The organism is Streptomyces sp. PTL18, assembly GCF_059510295.1.
The window spans coordinates 91,003-105,080 of sequence record NZ_JCAJZO010000001.1; the positions used below are offsets into that span (position 1 = coordinate 91,003).

A 14,078-nucleotide genomic window follows, 5' to 3' on the forward strand; every position below is an offset into this window, starting at 1 on the left:
ACGCGCCGGGAAGAGCGACTTCGAACGGCGTTGTGCTTGAAGCAACGCTGCGATTCATGCGCAACGCAGCATGGGGTGGCGCGAGCGCCGCGTCAAGGCGTGGCGGTGGCGAACTGCTTGCGCCAGCGGGTGAACAGCCGAGGCTGGTTCATCCCGAGGACGGCGACCGGCCGGCCCGCCCGCCGGTAGACGGCCAGGAAGCTGCGGTCGTCGGTCGAACCTTCCTCGACCGCCACGCTGTCGGCCCCGGCGGCGTGGCCGACGAACTGGATCTTCACTCCGTACTGGTCGGACCAGAAGTACGGCGGCCGGGGCACACCCGGTTCCGTCGCACCGTGCGCGAGCAGTGCGGTGACGGCGGCGTCGGGCCGTTCCAGCGCGCCGGTCCAGTGCTCGACCCTGCGGTGGGATCCGATGTGCGGGTCGTACCAGTTGGCGCAGTCGCCCGCGGCCACCACCCCCGGCACACCGGTGCGGCCGTCTGCTCCGCACTTCACTCCGTTGTCGAGCACGAGGCCGGATCCCTGCAGCCACTCGACGCAGGGGCGCGCTCCGATGCCGACGACGACCGTGTCCGCGGCAACGCTGCGGCCGTCCTCCAGCAGGACGGCGTCGACCCGGCGCTCGCCGCTCAGCCCCTTGACCCCCACCCCGCACAGCAGCCGGACCCCGTGGTCGGCGTGGAGGGCGGAGACGATCCCGCCCATGCTCTCGCCGAGCGGTCCGGCGAGCGGTGTCGGCGCCGCCTCGATCACGGTCACGTCGAGACCGAGGGCGTACGCCGTGGAGGCGACCTCGGCGCCGACGAACCCGCCGCCGATCACGACCAGCCGTCCGCCCCGGGCGAGGTCGTCCCGCAGGGCGCGGGCGTCGTCGAGGGTGCGCAGCACATGGACGCCGGCGAGCCCCTCGGTGCCGGGCAGGGTGCGGGCGGCGGCTCCGGTGGCGATGACCACACCGTCGGCGCGTATCTCCCGGCCGTCGGCGAGCCGGATCGCGCGCTCGGCACAGTCGAGTCCGGTGGCGCGGACGCCCAGCATCCACTCCGCCTGCAGTTCCTCGTCGTCCCGCTCCAGCACCAGATCCGCTTCGCCGATGGCGCCGGCCAGGTACTCCTTGGACAGGGGCGGCCTGTCGTAGGGACGGTGGGGCTCGTCACCGATGACGACCAGTCGGCCGTCGTACCCCCGTTGCCGCAGCGAGCGCGCGGCCGACAGACCGGCCAGCGAGGCACCCACGACGGCGACGGTCCTCACGCGGGGCCTCCGGCCAGGCGGGCGGCGACGCAGGGCGGCAGGTTGGGCGCGTCGGTGGACAGCCGGACGTAGACCGTCCCGTCCTCGACGACGACCTCGTGGGTGCGGACCGGGAGCTTGGCCGGGGGTGCGTCCACGGCTCCGGTCCTCAGGTCGAACTTGGAGGCGTGCAGGGGGCATTCGACCTCGCAGCCCTCCAGCCAGCCGTCGGCGAGCGACGCGTCCTGGTGGGTGCAGGTGTCGTCGATGGCGAAGAGCTCGCCGTCGTCGGTGTGGAACACCGACACGGGCGGGTCGATGTCGAGCCGGTGAGCCTCGCCTCGCGGCAGATCCGCGAGACGGCACGCGGGAATCATCATGACACCTCGGTGCGTATAGCGAAACGGATTGCGATTAGCGCAACGCCAGTCTGCGGGCCGCTCTGAAGCGTTGTCAAGGTATTCGGAGGCCCGGTTGCACGGCGCCCGGCGACCGTCTCCGGGGCACGTCGGAGCGACCTCGAAAGCGCAGGTGAACAGGCAGAGCACGGGCCTGACAGGATGCGGCGGCGGCCCTGCCCCGGCGCCGTCCAGGGGCTCCGTCACCGGGGCAGGGCCGCTTCTTCACAGGGGCGGTCAGAAACCGCGGTCGATCCACTCCTTCAGGTGTGGCGCCTCGGCGCCGATGGTGGTGGTCTCCCCGTGGCCGGTGTGCACGACGGTGTCGTCCGGGAGGACGAGGAGGCGTTCCCCGATCGAACGGATGATGGTGGGGAAGTCGCTGTACGACCTTCCCGTCGCCCCTGGCCCACCGGCGAACAGCGTGTCTCCGCCGAAGAGCGCGGACAGGCGCGGGGCGTGCAGGCAGACGGCCCCCGGGGCATGGCCCGGGGTGTGCAGGACGGTCAGCCCGATGCCCGCGACGGGGATGCTCTGCCCGTCGGTCAGTTCGCCGTCGGGCATCCGGTCCGGGTGGGTCTGCTTCCACAGCGGCAGATCGTCGGCGTGCAGCAGGACCGGGGCGCCGGTCCGGGCGGCGAGTTCGGGCGCGGCGTCGATGTGGTCGTTGTGCGCGTGGGTGCACAGGATCGCGCGCAGCGTGCGTCCACCCAGGGCCCGGATGATCGCGTCGGCGTCATGGGCGGCGTCGACGACGACCGCCTCGTCGTCGTCTCCCACGATCCACACGTTGTTGTCGACGTCCCACGTACCGCCGTCCAGGGAGAACGTCCCCGACGTGACGAGGCGGTCGATGCGGGCGCCCGGTGTCCCGCCGGGCATCAGAAGACCACCACCGAGCGCAGGACGTCGCCGTGGTGCATGCGCTCGAAGGCCTTCTCGATCCCGTCCAGCGCGATGGTCTCGGTGACGAAGGCGTCCAGGTCGAGCCGGCCCTGGAGGTAGAGGTCGATGAGCATCGGGAAGTCGCGGGAGGGCAGGCAGTCGCCGTACCAGGACGACTTCAGCGCACCTCCCCGGCCGAAGACGTCCAGCAGGGGCAGTTCCAGCTTCATCTCCGGAGTGGGTACGCCTACCAGCACGACCGTCCCGGCGAGATCGCGGGCGTAGAAGGCCTGCCGGTATGTCTCCGGGCGGCCCACCGCCTCGATCACGACGTCGGCGCCGAAGCCCCCGGTCAGCTGGCGCACCGCGTCGACCGCGTCGGTCTCCTTGGAGTTGACGGTGTGGGTCGCGCCCAAGTTCCTCGCCGTGGTCAGTTTGCGGTCGTCGATGTCCACGGCGATGACCTTCGCCGCGCCCGCCAGGTGGGATCCGACGACCGCCGCGGCGCCCACGCCTCCGCAGCCGATGACCGCCACGGTGTCACCGCGTCCGACGGCGCCGGTGTTGATGGCCGCACCGATGCCGGCCATCACCCCGCAGCCCAGCAGTCCCGCGGCGGCCGGCGACGCGGCCCGGTCGACCTTGGTGCACTGACCGGCTGCGACGAGCGTCTTCTCGGCGAAGGCGCCGATCCCCAGGGCCGGCGAGAGCTCCGTGCCGTCGGTCAGGGTCATCCGCTGCTTCGCGTTGTGCGTACTGAAGCAGTACCAGGGCCGCCCGCGCAGACAGGCACGGCACTGCCCGCACACGGCGCGCCAGTTCAGGATCACGAAATCGCCGGGCGCCACGTCGGTGACCCCCTCGCCCACCGACTCGACCACCCCCGCCGCCTCGTGCCCCAGCAGGAAGGGGAAGTCGTCACTGATGCCCCCCTCGCGGTAGTGCAGATCGGTGTGGCAGACACCGCAGGCCTCGATCTTGACCAGCGCCTCACCCGGGCCGGGGTCGGGCACGACGATCGTTTCCAGACTGACGGGGGCGCCCTTGCTTCGCGCGACGACAGCGCGGACCTGCTGAGCCATGGCCACTCCTCGGCTGACAGAGGGTCGAGATGTTGCCTATTACGGCACGCACCTCATCTTTCGCAACACAGCATCACGGAAGGCGGAAGCGGCGGTCAAGGACCCGTGAGGTCACGAGAAGCGGGAAGTCGGTCACTCCGCGCACCACTGAGGTCACCGTGTGCCGATGAGTCCCACCGCGCAACATAAACAGTCAGAAAAAATGGGAAATCGGACACACTCGGGCGCGAAACGGTATAAAGTGGGCATTGCGCAGCGACCAGGCGCACCACCGGGACAGCCCGACGCCAGGAGAAGACGCATGACCCATGGAGCGAACACCGCTCCCGCCCCCAACCCCCGGGCTGACGCCGCCTCCGCCTTCGGCTGCGAGGACTGCAGCGGCTGGGGAACGGTGATCAGGCAGGGACGCCACGAACTGTGCCCCGTCTGCCAGCCGACCCGAAGCGAAGGCGAGGACGACTAGGGGCCCCCAGCACGCCGAGCCGGGCCACCGCCGCGGTGTGTGCTCGCAGAGGGGGCGCCCCCGGGGACGGCGGGCCCGTGGGACCGTGGGGACGGCGGGTGCGGAAGCCGGGCGGACCCGGGCCCTGGTGGTGGACATTGCCGTGGAACTCGTGGACCGCCTCGTCGGCCGTCTCCCCGCCGCCCCCGTGGAGCGCCCCGATCAGCTGACCCACGCCCTCGGCCGAGCCGTGGGCGTGGGTCAGGGCGTACCACGGGCGCTCGTCCGCTTCGGCCCGGGACTTCATGGTCGGCGCTCCTCATGTGATCCGGTGCGCCGACCGCATCGATCACCACCGACTCCGCCGCAGCGAGGAGCACCGCCGCCGATCTCGTGCGGGCCGCCCCCGGGGAGGGGGTCGGCTCCGCCGATGCGGCCGCCGGCCGCCACCAGCAGGGCCGTCACCAGGTACGGCAGCGCGGCCCATGAGAAGGCGATGGCATGCGTGGTCGCCGAACTGACCGCCGCGTAGGCGGCGTACACCGCCACCGTGGCCACGTCCGTGCCGAGGCCGGCCACCGAGGTCAGAGTGGCCCGGTGTCCGTCGTCGATGCGCGCCTGGAGCCGGGCATCGGCCAGCACCGTGGCCAGTTGGAAGCCGCCGAAGGCCAGGGCCACGAGGACGAGGCCGGCCGGCGCCCGCAGCACGGCGCCGGCCGCCAGGGCCAGCGCGGCGCCCGCGAGGAGAACGGAGAGTCCGCCCCGGCCCAGGCGCGCGCACCTCCCGGCCGTCAGGACGCCGGCCGTGGCCCCGGCCCAGATCAGCAGGAGCAGATACGGGCCCGCTTCGTCCGGTACGCCGGTGTCCCGTACCAGCAGCGGGGTGTACTCGTCGAGCGCTTCCCACACCGCGGCCACCGCCGGGACGAGCAGCAGGGCTCCGCGCGCGGACCGGTCGGCGCGGGCCTCGGCGAGTCCGGCCCGGAGCGTCGTGACCCACCCGTCGCTTCGGGCGGCCGGAGTCCGGTGTTCCGGTAGTCGCATCGCTGTCGCCGTCGCCAGCAGGCAGGCCAGTACGCTCGCCGCGCCGACGGCCGGATAGCCACCCAGGGCGAACACCGGGCCGGCGAGAGCCATCGCCGCCATCACGGCCAGCAGACCGGCTGCGCGGACCCGGCCCATGACATGTGCGTACCGCTCGGCCGCGCCGAGTCGGCCCAGCTCTTCGTGGACGAGCCCCTCCAACGCCCCGGAGCGGAGCGCTCCGCCGACGCCCCACAGGACGAAGCCGAGGGCGAAGGCCCCGTACGACGGGACGAGCACCCACAGGGCGAAGCCGACGGCGGTGAGCAGCGGGCCGAGCCCCAGCAGCAGCCGACGGGAGAAGGTGTCGGCCCAGGCGCCGGAAGGCACTTCCAGGAGTACGCCGGTGACCGACCAGAGGGCGAAGAGGGAGGATGTCTGCCACAGCGACAGACCGGTGTCGCTGAACAGCAGCGCGTACAGCGGGTAGAGCAGGACGAAGTCGTCGAGGAACGCGTAGCAGTACAGCGTCGTGGTCAGCCGCCGGATCCGGGCGGCGGGCCCACGCGCGGATGAGAGTGTCATGAGACCTTCCCGTAGGGACAGTTCGGACGCCGGGGGACGGCGTCCGAGGTGGCCCTCGGGAGGAACGGCTGCGGGATCAATGTCGCCAGGTCATGACAGAGGATCGTAGGCTGCGCGCCGCGTGCGGCGCAGGGAATTGCGCGCCGAGGCGCGAACCGTCCGGAGAGCCTGGCGCGGCTGTGCGGGCCGGCCGCGCCGGCTGCCCGGCCGGTCGCCCAGCGCGCCACCGGCCGGCGGGAAACCGGTGAGGACCCGGGGCCGCCTGTGCCCCGGCCGGAGCGCACCGCGCTGCCCGGCGGGGCACGTCGCCCGCCACGGCTATGCGGCTGGGCTGACGGGCACTCGCGCCACCAGCGGCGACGACGCGGCCATGGTCCCGGCCCGGGAGCGGTTCCCGTCCACGGGAACCTACGCGCCCGTCCGCGAGGTCGTGGCCGTCCTGGCGGCCGACTCCGTGCCCGAGCAGGCCACTGTGCTGGACCTCGGGTGCGGCACGGGCCACCACCCGGCCGGTGTGCTCGACCAGTTGCCCGGCGCCCGTGGCCTGGGGCTGGGCACGTCGGTGGACGCGCTGCGCTCGGCGGCTCCCACCCATGAACGGGCCGCCGCGGCGGCCCGGGACGCCTTCCTTCCCTTTTCCCCCGGCCGACCCGGTGGCCGATGTCGTGTTGAACGTGTTCGCCCCGCGTGACCCGGGCGAGTTCCACCGGGTGCTCCGCCCGGCCGGCCGGTTGATCATGGTTCGTCCCACGGGTCGTCGCCTGGCCGAAATGCGCGGCCGGGTAACGGCGGTGATCGCCATCGACCCGGCCGAGGAACAGCGCCTGCACCGCGCGCTGGACCTTTTCTTCGAGGCCGCCGTCACCGAACGGACGGAGTACCGCGCGGCCCTGACGGGGGAGCACGCCCTGGAACTGGGCGCGATGACGCCGAGCACACGCCGTCTGAGCCGTGCGGACCTCAGGGACGAGAGCCTCATGCCCGAGGAGGCCGCTGTCTCCGTGCCGGCCACCGCTCACCGGCCCCGGTGGGCCGACTCGGACACGTGACGGCGGTCCGGCATCCGTGCCCGGGCGGCGCGCGATCGTCGAATGCGGCGTCATGTGCCGGGACGGGCCGCGCGGCCGGACCGCGTCAGGCACCTGTGGCGGCGGGCGGCATGCCATGCTGGGGAAGCGGATCACAGGTGGAGCGGGGAGAGTGCGGCGGCGTGAAGGCAGCGGGACGGCCGGTCGCGGCACGGCTGCGGGATCGCATCACCGCGTCCGATCCGGGGTTGCTCAGACTCGCCGCCGGCTCGCGCGCGGCGGGCGCCATCGCCCTGACCCTGGCCGTGCTCGCGGTGCTGCGCGCTCCCGTGCCGCATCTGGTGGCCGGCGCGATCGCGACCATGGCGGCGACCTTCGCCGTCCGGGAGAAGCAGCGTGCCCGGCAGGCGGTCACCCTCGCCCTGGGTCTGGCGGTGGCACTGGTGTCCGTGTCGCTGGGGGCGCTGCTGAATGCACGTGTGGTGGCGGGGGACGCGTTCTTCGTCGCCCTGATCTTCTGTGCGGTCTACGGCCGCCGGTTCGGTGAACGGGGCACCGCGCTGGGGCTGGTCGGCTTCCAGGTCTACTTCCTGTCGTTGTTCGTCGGCGCCACGGTCCCGGCGCTGCCGGGCCTGTACGGCGTCATCGGGCTCGCGTTCGCCTGCAGCGCGTTCGTGCGGTTCGTGGTCGTGTACGAGACTCCCGCGGGCATCCTGCACCGACTGCGCGAGGCCTTCCGCGTGCGCCTCGCGCAGCTGGTGGCGGCGCACCTGGAGCTGCTGGACGCGGGTCCCGACGACGTCGACAAGGCGCTCGAGGAGGTACGTGAGGGCTCCGCGCGGCTGCACGAGACGGCGATGATGATCCAGGGCCGGCTGGACGACGGGACCACCGACGATGCCGTGGCGCAGCTGCTGCAGCGCCGGATCGCGGACGCCGAGATCGCCGCCGAGCGGCTCGGGCTGCTGCTGCTCAACGCCCGCAGTGCCGAGCGGGCGGACACCCTCACCCTGCACCTGCCCGGCGCGCATGTGCCGCCGGGCGGCCACCTGCCGGTGCGGGACGAGGCGATCGACGCGCTCCGCCGCGACCTGCAGGCGCTGCGCCTGCTCGTCCTGCGGCCCGTCGGGCAGCGTGGCGGGACGGGGGTGGCCCTGCTGCGCAACCGGCTGCTCGGCTACCGGGACGAGGAGCACCTGCCGCCGGCGTCGAGTGCCGTACAGGACGTCTTCCGGGGCATCGGCGAGGCCGCGCGGGCGGTACTGGGGCTCCGGGTCGCGCTGGACGAACCGCAGGACGAGTCCGACGACACCCCCGCCACCACGCGCTCGAGGGAGGAGCTGGACGCCGAGAACGCCGCCATCGAGGGGGCCCAGGAGGATGAGCGCGCGACAGAGCGGGAGCCCAGGGGGCTGCGGCGGCCCACGACGCGTGCCGCCGCACAGGTCTCCGTGGGCTCGGCGCTGGCCATCGTCGGCGGTGAGCTCCTCTCCAGCCAGCGCTGGTACTGGGCGGTGCTGACCTGCTGGATCGTCTTCATCAACACCTCGTCGACGGGCGAGATCCTGGTCAAGGGCTACCGCCGGCTGGTGGGCACCGTCCTCGGCGTCGTGGCCGGCATCGTCCTGGCGGGGCTGGTCGGGCATCACGCGTGGACGGCGCTGGGACTGGTGCTGCTGTTCGTCTTCGCGATGTTCTACACGGCCCCGCTGTCCTACACGCTGATGTCGTTCTTCGTGACCGCGGCGCTGGGTCTGCTCTACACGCTGCTGCACACCTACAGCCTGTCGGTGCTGGTGCTGCGCGTGGAGGAGACGGCGCTCGGCGCGGTCTGCGGGGTCGTCGCGGCGGCCCTGGTGCTTCCGGTGCGCACGCACAGCCGGACGAACGAACTGCTCGTCACCGTGCTGGGTCGGCTCGCCGACGTCACCGACGCCGCCGTCGACCAGCTCAGCGGCAGGCCCGCGGGCGATCTCCTCGACAAGGCGCGCGACCTGGACGAGGCCCTCGGCGACCTGCGGGCGGCCACGCAGCCGCTGACCCACCCGATCACGCCGCTGCGGGCGCGGCGCAACACGGCCCAGTACGTCGTCGCGCTCCTGGAGACCTGCGCCTACCACGCGCGCTCACTGGCGGCGACCGCCGAGCTCCTGGTCACACATCGCTCGATCGCGGCGGATCCGCGGCTGCGCCGGGCGGGTGACCGTATCGCGGGCAACATCGCGGCGATCAGCGCTCACGTGGCGGACGAACAGGCCACCGACGAGGTCGAGACGGGGTCGAGCATCGCCTCCCTGCTGGAGCCCGACGTGGCCGGCACACCGCGGTACGGCCGGATCACCGACCGGGTACTGCGGCATCTGCAGCGCCTGGACGAGGCGGTGGTCGGCCTGGCCCGCCCCCTCGGTGTTCCGGTGGCCTCGCGCAAGCCGTGACGGATGGCGAGCCGACCCCGGGGCCGGCCCCGGGGCCCCTAGCAGAGCACGGCCAGGGCCCCGGGCAGCACCCTGGCCGTCACGGGAAGGACGGCGTCGACCTCCCCGTCGGCGCCGCACGGCACCTCGCGGTCGGCCTCGATGCGGACCTCTCTTCCGCGGACGATCCGCACTTGCGGCCGGTGGACGTGAGTCCCGGATCCGAGCTCCCGCATCAAGGCGAAGAAGAGGCGGCGCGGTGCCTCGCGGATCATCACCACCTCCAGCAGTCCGTCGTCGAGGCGGGCGCCTGGGGCGATGATGCGGCCGGAGCCGTAGTAGGCGGAGTTGGCGGCGACGACGGTGTAGCCGCGGTGCTCGAGTTGCTCGCCGTCGACGGTGACCCGGTAGGTGGCCGGGCGCCAGGTGGCGACGGCTCGCAGTCCGCCCGCGTAGTAGGAGGCGGCGCCCTTGAACAGTGCCGAGCGGTTGGCGTGGCGGTTGGCGAGGGCGTCGACGCCCGCGTAGACGCTGCCGAGGACGACGTCGCGGCCGTGGGCGGACCGCACCTCGATGGTGTCCACGGAGCGCGGATCGCCGCGCAGCAGCACCCGGGCCAGTGCCTCGGGATCGGTGGGCAGGCCGAGCGCTCGGGCGAAGTCGTTGCCCCGGCCCGCCGGGACCAGGCCGAAGAGCGTGCCGGTGCCGCTGAGGGCGCCGCCGATGGCGCCGCTGATGCCGTCGCCGCCGACCGCCAGGACGACCCGCTGCCGCCGGCCGGCGTCACGGGCGAGTTCCCGGGCGTGGTCCAGGCTGCGGCTGTACCCGGTCTCCAGCTCAGCCCCGGCCTCCCTCAGCAGCCGGGCAACCTGGAGCAGCGCGGCGACCCCGCCGGATCCGCCGGCGGTGGGGTTGACGACGGCGGTGAACTGTCGCATCGGTGTGCCTCCAGGGCGCCTGACGGCTCGTGAACGGGGTCGGGGGAAGGTCGGGGGGCTCAGTCGGCGGGCAGGAGGACACCGGGATTGAGCAGACCGGTGGGGTCCAGCCGTCGTTTGACGGCCTGCAGGGCGCCGATGCCGAGCGGACCGGCCTCCCGGACGTACCAGTCGCGGTGGTCCGTGCCCACGCCGTGGTGGTGGCTGATGGTGCCGCCGGCCGTCAGGATCGCCTCGTTGGCGGCGCGTTTGGCGGCCGCCCAGTGTGCCACGGGGTCGTCGCCCTGCGCGGAGACGACGGTGAAGTACAGGGAAGCGCCGTTCTCGTAGACGTGGGAGATGTGGCACATCACCAGGGGCGGGGTGCCGGACTCGGTGAGCGTACCGGTGAGCGCGTCGCGGACGGCTGTGTACAGTCCGGGCAGGCGGGACCAGAACGCGGCGGTCTCGAGTGTCTCGGCGAACGCTCCGGCGTCCAGGAGCGCGTCCCGCAGATAGGGGGCCGAGTAGCGGCCGTGGGCCCAGTGCTCACCCGGTTCCCGGCCCAGGCAGGTGCCGCCCGCGGCACGCAGTACGGCCGCGGCCCCTTCCCGGCGGTGCCCGGCGTCCTCCTCGGTGCCCTCGTAACCGGTGATGGCCAGGCATCCGGCGTTCTGCGGCAGGCCCGAGGAGCCGATGGCGTCGGGCCGGGCGAGGCCGATGAGTGTCTCGGTCTCGTCCGACAGGCGCAGCACGGTCGGCCGCGGCCCGTCCTGGGCGAGGCGGCGCAGGGCGGCGGCGCCCGCCTCGAAGGAGTCGAAGCGCCATCCTTCGTAGACGCGGGTGCGGGGAACGGGGCGGATCCGGACGGTCACCGAGGTGATGACGCCGAACGCCCCCTCGGAGCCGAGGACCAGCTGACGTAGATCGGGCCCGGCCGCCGAGCGCGGCGCACGGCCCACCTCGAGAGTGCCGGACGGCGTGGCGAGGATGAGGCCGAGGACCATGTCGTCGAAGCGGCCGTACCCGGCGGAGGCCTGACCGCTGGAGCGGGCCGCGGCGAAGCCGCCGATCGTCGCCCACTCGTAGGACTGCGGGAAGTGGCCGAGCGTGAAGCCGTGGTCGGCCAGGAGTGCCTCGGCGTGCGGGGCGCGCAGACCGGGTTGGAGGGTGGCCGTGCGGGAGACCGGATCGAGGTCGAGCAGGGCGTCCATGCGGCGCAGGTCCAGCGCCACGAAGGAGCGCCGCCGCTCGGGGGCCAGTCCCCCGACCACGGAGGTGCCGCCGCCGAAGGGGACCAGGGCCAGGTCGTGGGTGGCGCACACCGCCAGTACCGCGAGGACTTCGTCGTGGCTCGCCGGGAGGACCACGGCCGCGGGGACATCGCTCAGGTCGCCCTCGCGGATGCGCAGCAGATCCGGGGTGGACTTGCCGCGGGTGTGCCGGACACGGGACTCGGCGTCGGTGCGCAGATGTTCTTCACCGCCGACGGCTGTGAGCAGGGCTCGGCGCGCAGCCGGGTCGAGAAGCGGCTCGGGTACGGCGATCTCCCCCAGGGCGACCGGCTCGGCGCTGCGCGGTTTCACCCCGAGCAGGTCGCGCAGCAGTCCGATCACCGAGTCGGGCAGCGGCGTCGCCCTGGCCGGGTCACCCCAGCCGCTCCAGAGCATGTCCATGGCGCTTGTCCTCACCGGTCGGCGCGACGGTGCCGTCGCGAGTCGGTCGTCGCGGCGGTGCGGTCGCGGAAGAGTGCCGTCCCTCGGACGACCGAGGGCGTTACACTGTGACACATGACGCCTATTCGTCACAACGCCTCGGACGGTGATCCGGTGCTCGACGCGGTCCGCGACTGCGTCCTGGCCGTCGGTGTCCGGCGCACCACCCTGACCGATGTGGCCCGCCGTGCGGGCGTCTCCCGGATGACGCTGTACCGCCGCTGGCCCGATGTCCGGTCGCTGGTCGGCGACCTGATGACCCGTGAGTGGATCCAGGCGGCCACCGGCGCGATGCCGGAACGGAAGCCGGGGACGACCGCGCGCACGCGGATCGTGGACGGGCTGGTGGGCGGTGTGGACGCCTTCCGGAGCCATCCGCTCTTCCGCAAGATCGTCGACGTCGATCCCGAACTGCTCATCCCGTACGTGCTGGACCGGCGCGGAGCCAGCCAGGAAGCCCTCCTGGGCCTGCTCGCCGACGCCCTCCGCGAGGGGCACGCGGACGGGTCGGTACGCCCCGGCCACCCCGAACGGCAGGCCAGGTCCCTGCTGTTGGTCGCCCAGTCCTTCACCTTGTCGCTGCGCACCATGACCGAGGAGGGCGACGCCGAGCTGAGCGCGGAAGCCTTCTACGCAGAACTGCGGACCATCCTCGAGAGGACCCTCACACCATGAGCTCCAGCAGCAGTCCGGCGTCCTCGGGACGACCGGCTCCCGGTTCGTCCCTGACCGCGGGCCGCCGCCTGCGCGAACTGGAGCGGACCGTCGGCGGCGCGCCCGTGGACGTCCTGGTGGTGGGGCTCGGCGCGACCGGTGCCGGGGCCGCCCTGGACGCCGCCGCCCGCGGGCTGACGGTGGCCGCCGTCGACGCCCACGACCTGGCCTTCGGCACCTCCCGCTGGAGCTCCAAGCTCATCCACGGCGGACTGCGCTATCTCGCCTCCGCCCAGCTCGACGTCGCTCACGAGAGCGCCCTCGAACGCGGGGTCCTGATGGAGCGCACCGCTCCGCACCTGGTGCGGGCCCAGCCGTTCGTGCTGCCCCTCACCCCGCTCGTCTCACGGGGCCAGGCCGCGCTGGCCTGGGCCGGTTTCCGCGCCGGCGACACGCTGCGCCTGGCGGCACGCACGGCGCGGACGACGCTGCCTGCCCCGCGCAGGCTCTCCGCTGTGGAAACCCGTCACCTGGCTCCCGCGCTGCGCGGTTCGGGACTCCGCGGCGGACTGCTGTCCTGGGACGGCCGGGTGACCGACGACGCCCGCCTGGTCACCGCGATCGCGCGTACGGCGGCGGCGCGCGGCGCGCGCGTCCTCACCCGGGTGCGCGCGCTGGAACTCACGGCGTCCGGTGCCCGGATACGCGACGAACTCACCGGCGAGGAGGGCGAGATCCGCGCCCGCGCGGTGATCAACGCGACCGGCGTCTGGTCCGGCGGCCTGGTCGACGGGGTCCGCATACGGCCCTCGCGCGGCACCCACCTCGTCCTGCGCGCCCGCCACCTCGGCTTTCTGCCGACCGGCCTGCACATCCCGATCCCCGGTGAGACCAATCGCTTCGTCCTCGTCCTGCCTCAGGGCGACGGCCGGGTCTACGTCGGTCTCACCGACGAGCCTGTGGAAGGTGACGTCCCCGACGTCCCCGACGTGCCGGAGACCGACATCGGGTTCCTGCTCGACGTCCTCGGCTCCGCGCTGGACATCCCCGTCCACCGCACCGACGTGGTGGGCGCGTTCGCGGGGCTGCGGCCGCTGCTGGACAGCGCCCCGGGCGGGGGCCCCGGCGCGGCATCGAGCACCGCGGACATCTCCCGCCGGCACGCCGTGCTCACCTCGAGGGAGGGTGTCGTCACCGTGGTCGGCGGCAAGCTGACCACCTATCGCCGCATGGCCGAGGACGCGGTCGACGCAGCTGTCGCCACCCACGGGCTGTCCGCGGGCCCCTCCCCCACCAGCACCCTCCCCCTGGTCGGCGCGGCCCCGGCCCGGGTACTCGGAGCCCTCGGCGCGCCGCGACGCCTGATCAGGCGCTACGGCACCGAGGCGCCGGCGGTGCACGCGCTGGCCACGGCCGACCCATGGCTCGCCGGGCCCGTCCTGGAAGGGCACCCGGTGACCCGTGCGGAACTACTGTGGGCCGTACGGCACGAAGGAGCTCTCGACGCGGCCGACCTCCTCGACCGCCGCACCCGCATCGGGTTGGTGCCCGATGACCGGGCCCTCGCACTGGAGGCCGCAGAAGCGGTACTGGGCAGGTGCGGCGTGGGCGACTGACAAGCCGTCGGGGTGCGGCCGGCCGGGCCGAGGCGAGTGAGCGCGGCGGGGGTCGGCGACCGCAGCCGCGGTGTCTGCGCC

11 protein-coding genes and 1 pseudogene are annotated in these 14,078 nt (G+C 73.3%); 5 read left to right on the forward strand and 7 right to left on the reverse strand.

All coding sequences use genetic code 11. The features are described from left to right. Window positions 1–92 precede the first annotated feature (92 nt). The 4 genes from AC5WS8_RS00475 to AC5WS8_RS00490 all read right to left on the reverse strand — a co-directional run bounded on the left by AC5WS8_RS00475 (window position 93) and on the right by AC5WS8_RS00490 (window position 3,600). Window positions 93–1,256 carry an NAD(P)/FAD-dependent oxidoreductase gene (locus AC5WS8_RS00475; RefSeq protein ID WP_496101212.1) on the reverse strand — a complete coding sequence of 388 codons (1,164 nt, stop codon included), beginning with the start codon at window positions 1,254–1,256 and terminating at the stop codon, window positions 93–95. Next, the gene (locus tag AC5WS8_RS00480) at window positions 1,253–1,615 is read right to left on the reverse strand and encodes a bifunctional 3-phenylpropionate/cinnamic acid dioxygenase ferredoxin subunit (RefSeq protein WP_041820391.1); all 363 of its coding nucleotides are present in this window, start codon (window positions 1,613–1,615) and stop codon (window positions 1,253–1,255) included. The genes AC5WS8_RS00475 and AC5WS8_RS00480 overlap by 4 nt, the downstream gene beginning before the upstream one ends. Before the next feature lie 255 nt (window positions 1,616–1,870). Further along, window positions 1,871–2,515, reverse strand: a complete 645-nt coding sequence (locus AC5WS8_RS00485; RefSeq protein ID WP_496101213.1) for an MBL fold metallo-hydrolase — start codon at window positions 2,513–2,515, stop codon at window positions 1,871–1,873. Then, window positions 2,515–3,600, reverse strand: a complete 1,086-nt coding sequence (locus tag AC5WS8_RS00490) for an S-(hydroxymethyl)mycothiol dehydrogenase (protein WP_496101214.1) — start codon at window positions 3,598–3,600, stop codon at window positions 2,515–2,517. Before AC5WS8_RS00490 ends, AC5WS8_RS00485 begins: the two co-directional genes overlap by 1 nt. Window positions 3,601–3,901: 301 nt before the next feature. Here AC5WS8_RS00490 and AC5WS8_RS00495 point away from each other — a divergent pair, with 301 nt between their 5' ends. Then, window positions 3,902–4,066, forward strand: coding sequence for a hypothetical protein (locus tag AC5WS8_RS00495; protein WP_496101215.1), 165 nt, complete (start codon window positions 3,902–3,904; stop codon window positions 4,064–4,066). A 282-nt stretch (window positions 4,067–4,348) separates the two neighbouring features. Here AC5WS8_RS00495 and AC5WS8_RS00500 read toward each other — a convergent pair whose 3' ends face one another. Then, on the reverse strand, window positions 4,349–5,653 hold the full coding sequence (locus tag AC5WS8_RS00500) for an MFS transporter (RefSeq protein ID WP_496101216.1): 1,305 nt from the start codon (window positions 5,651–5,653) through the stop codon (window positions 4,349–4,351). 244 nt (window positions 5,654–5,897) lie between these two features. On the opposite strand from AC5WS8_RS00500, the pseudogene AC5WS8_RS00505 reads away from it, so the two are divergent. Together AC5WS8_RS00505 and AC5WS8_RS00510 are read left to right on the forward strand one after the other, a co-directional pair. Next, window positions 5,898–6,702: pseudogene (locus tag AC5WS8_RS00505) on the forward strand (class I SAM-dependent methyltransferase). A gap of 161 nt (window positions 6,703–6,863) precedes the next feature. After that, window positions 6,864–9,116, forward strand: a complete 2,253-nt coding sequence (locus AC5WS8_RS00510) for an FUSC family protein (RefSeq protein WP_496101217.1) — start codon at window positions 6,864–6,866, stop codon at window positions 9,114–9,116. Between the two features lie 38 nt (window positions 9,117–9,154). Here the strand turns inward: AC5WS8_RS00510 and AC5WS8_RS00515 are convergent, their stop codons facing one another. Both AC5WS8_RS00515 and AC5WS8_RS00520 read right to left on the reverse strand, forming a co-directional pair. Further along, window positions 9,155–10,033 (reverse strand): diacylglycerol/lipid kinase family protein, encoded by an 879-nt coding sequence (locus AC5WS8_RS00515; RefSeq protein ID WP_496101218.1) that lies wholly within the window; start codon window positions 10,031–10,033, stop codon window positions 9,155–9,157. A gap of 59 nt (window positions 10,034–10,092) precedes the next feature. Next, window positions 10,093–11,688, reverse strand: coding sequence for an FAD-binding oxidoreductase (locus AC5WS8_RS00520; protein WP_496101219.1), 1,596 nt, complete (start codon window positions 11,686–11,688; stop codon window positions 10,093–10,095). A 114-nt stretch (window positions 11,689–11,802) separates the two neighbouring features. Here AC5WS8_RS00520 and AC5WS8_RS00525 point away from each other — a divergent pair, with 114 nt between their 5' ends. After that, window positions 11,803–12,402, forward strand: coding sequence for a TetR/AcrR family transcriptional regulator (locus AC5WS8_RS00525; RefSeq protein ID WP_496101220.1), 600 nt, complete (start codon window positions 11,803–11,805; stop codon window positions 12,400–12,402). After that, a complete protein-coding gene (locus AC5WS8_RS00530) occupies window positions 12,399–13,997 on the forward strand; it encodes a glycerol-3-phosphate dehydrogenase/oxidase (protein ID WP_496101221.1) in 1,599 nt (532 codons plus the stop codon). The genes AC5WS8_RS00525 and AC5WS8_RS00530 overlap by 4 nt, the downstream gene beginning before the upstream one ends. The last annotated feature ends 81 nt before the right edge of the window (window positions 13,998–14,078 follow it).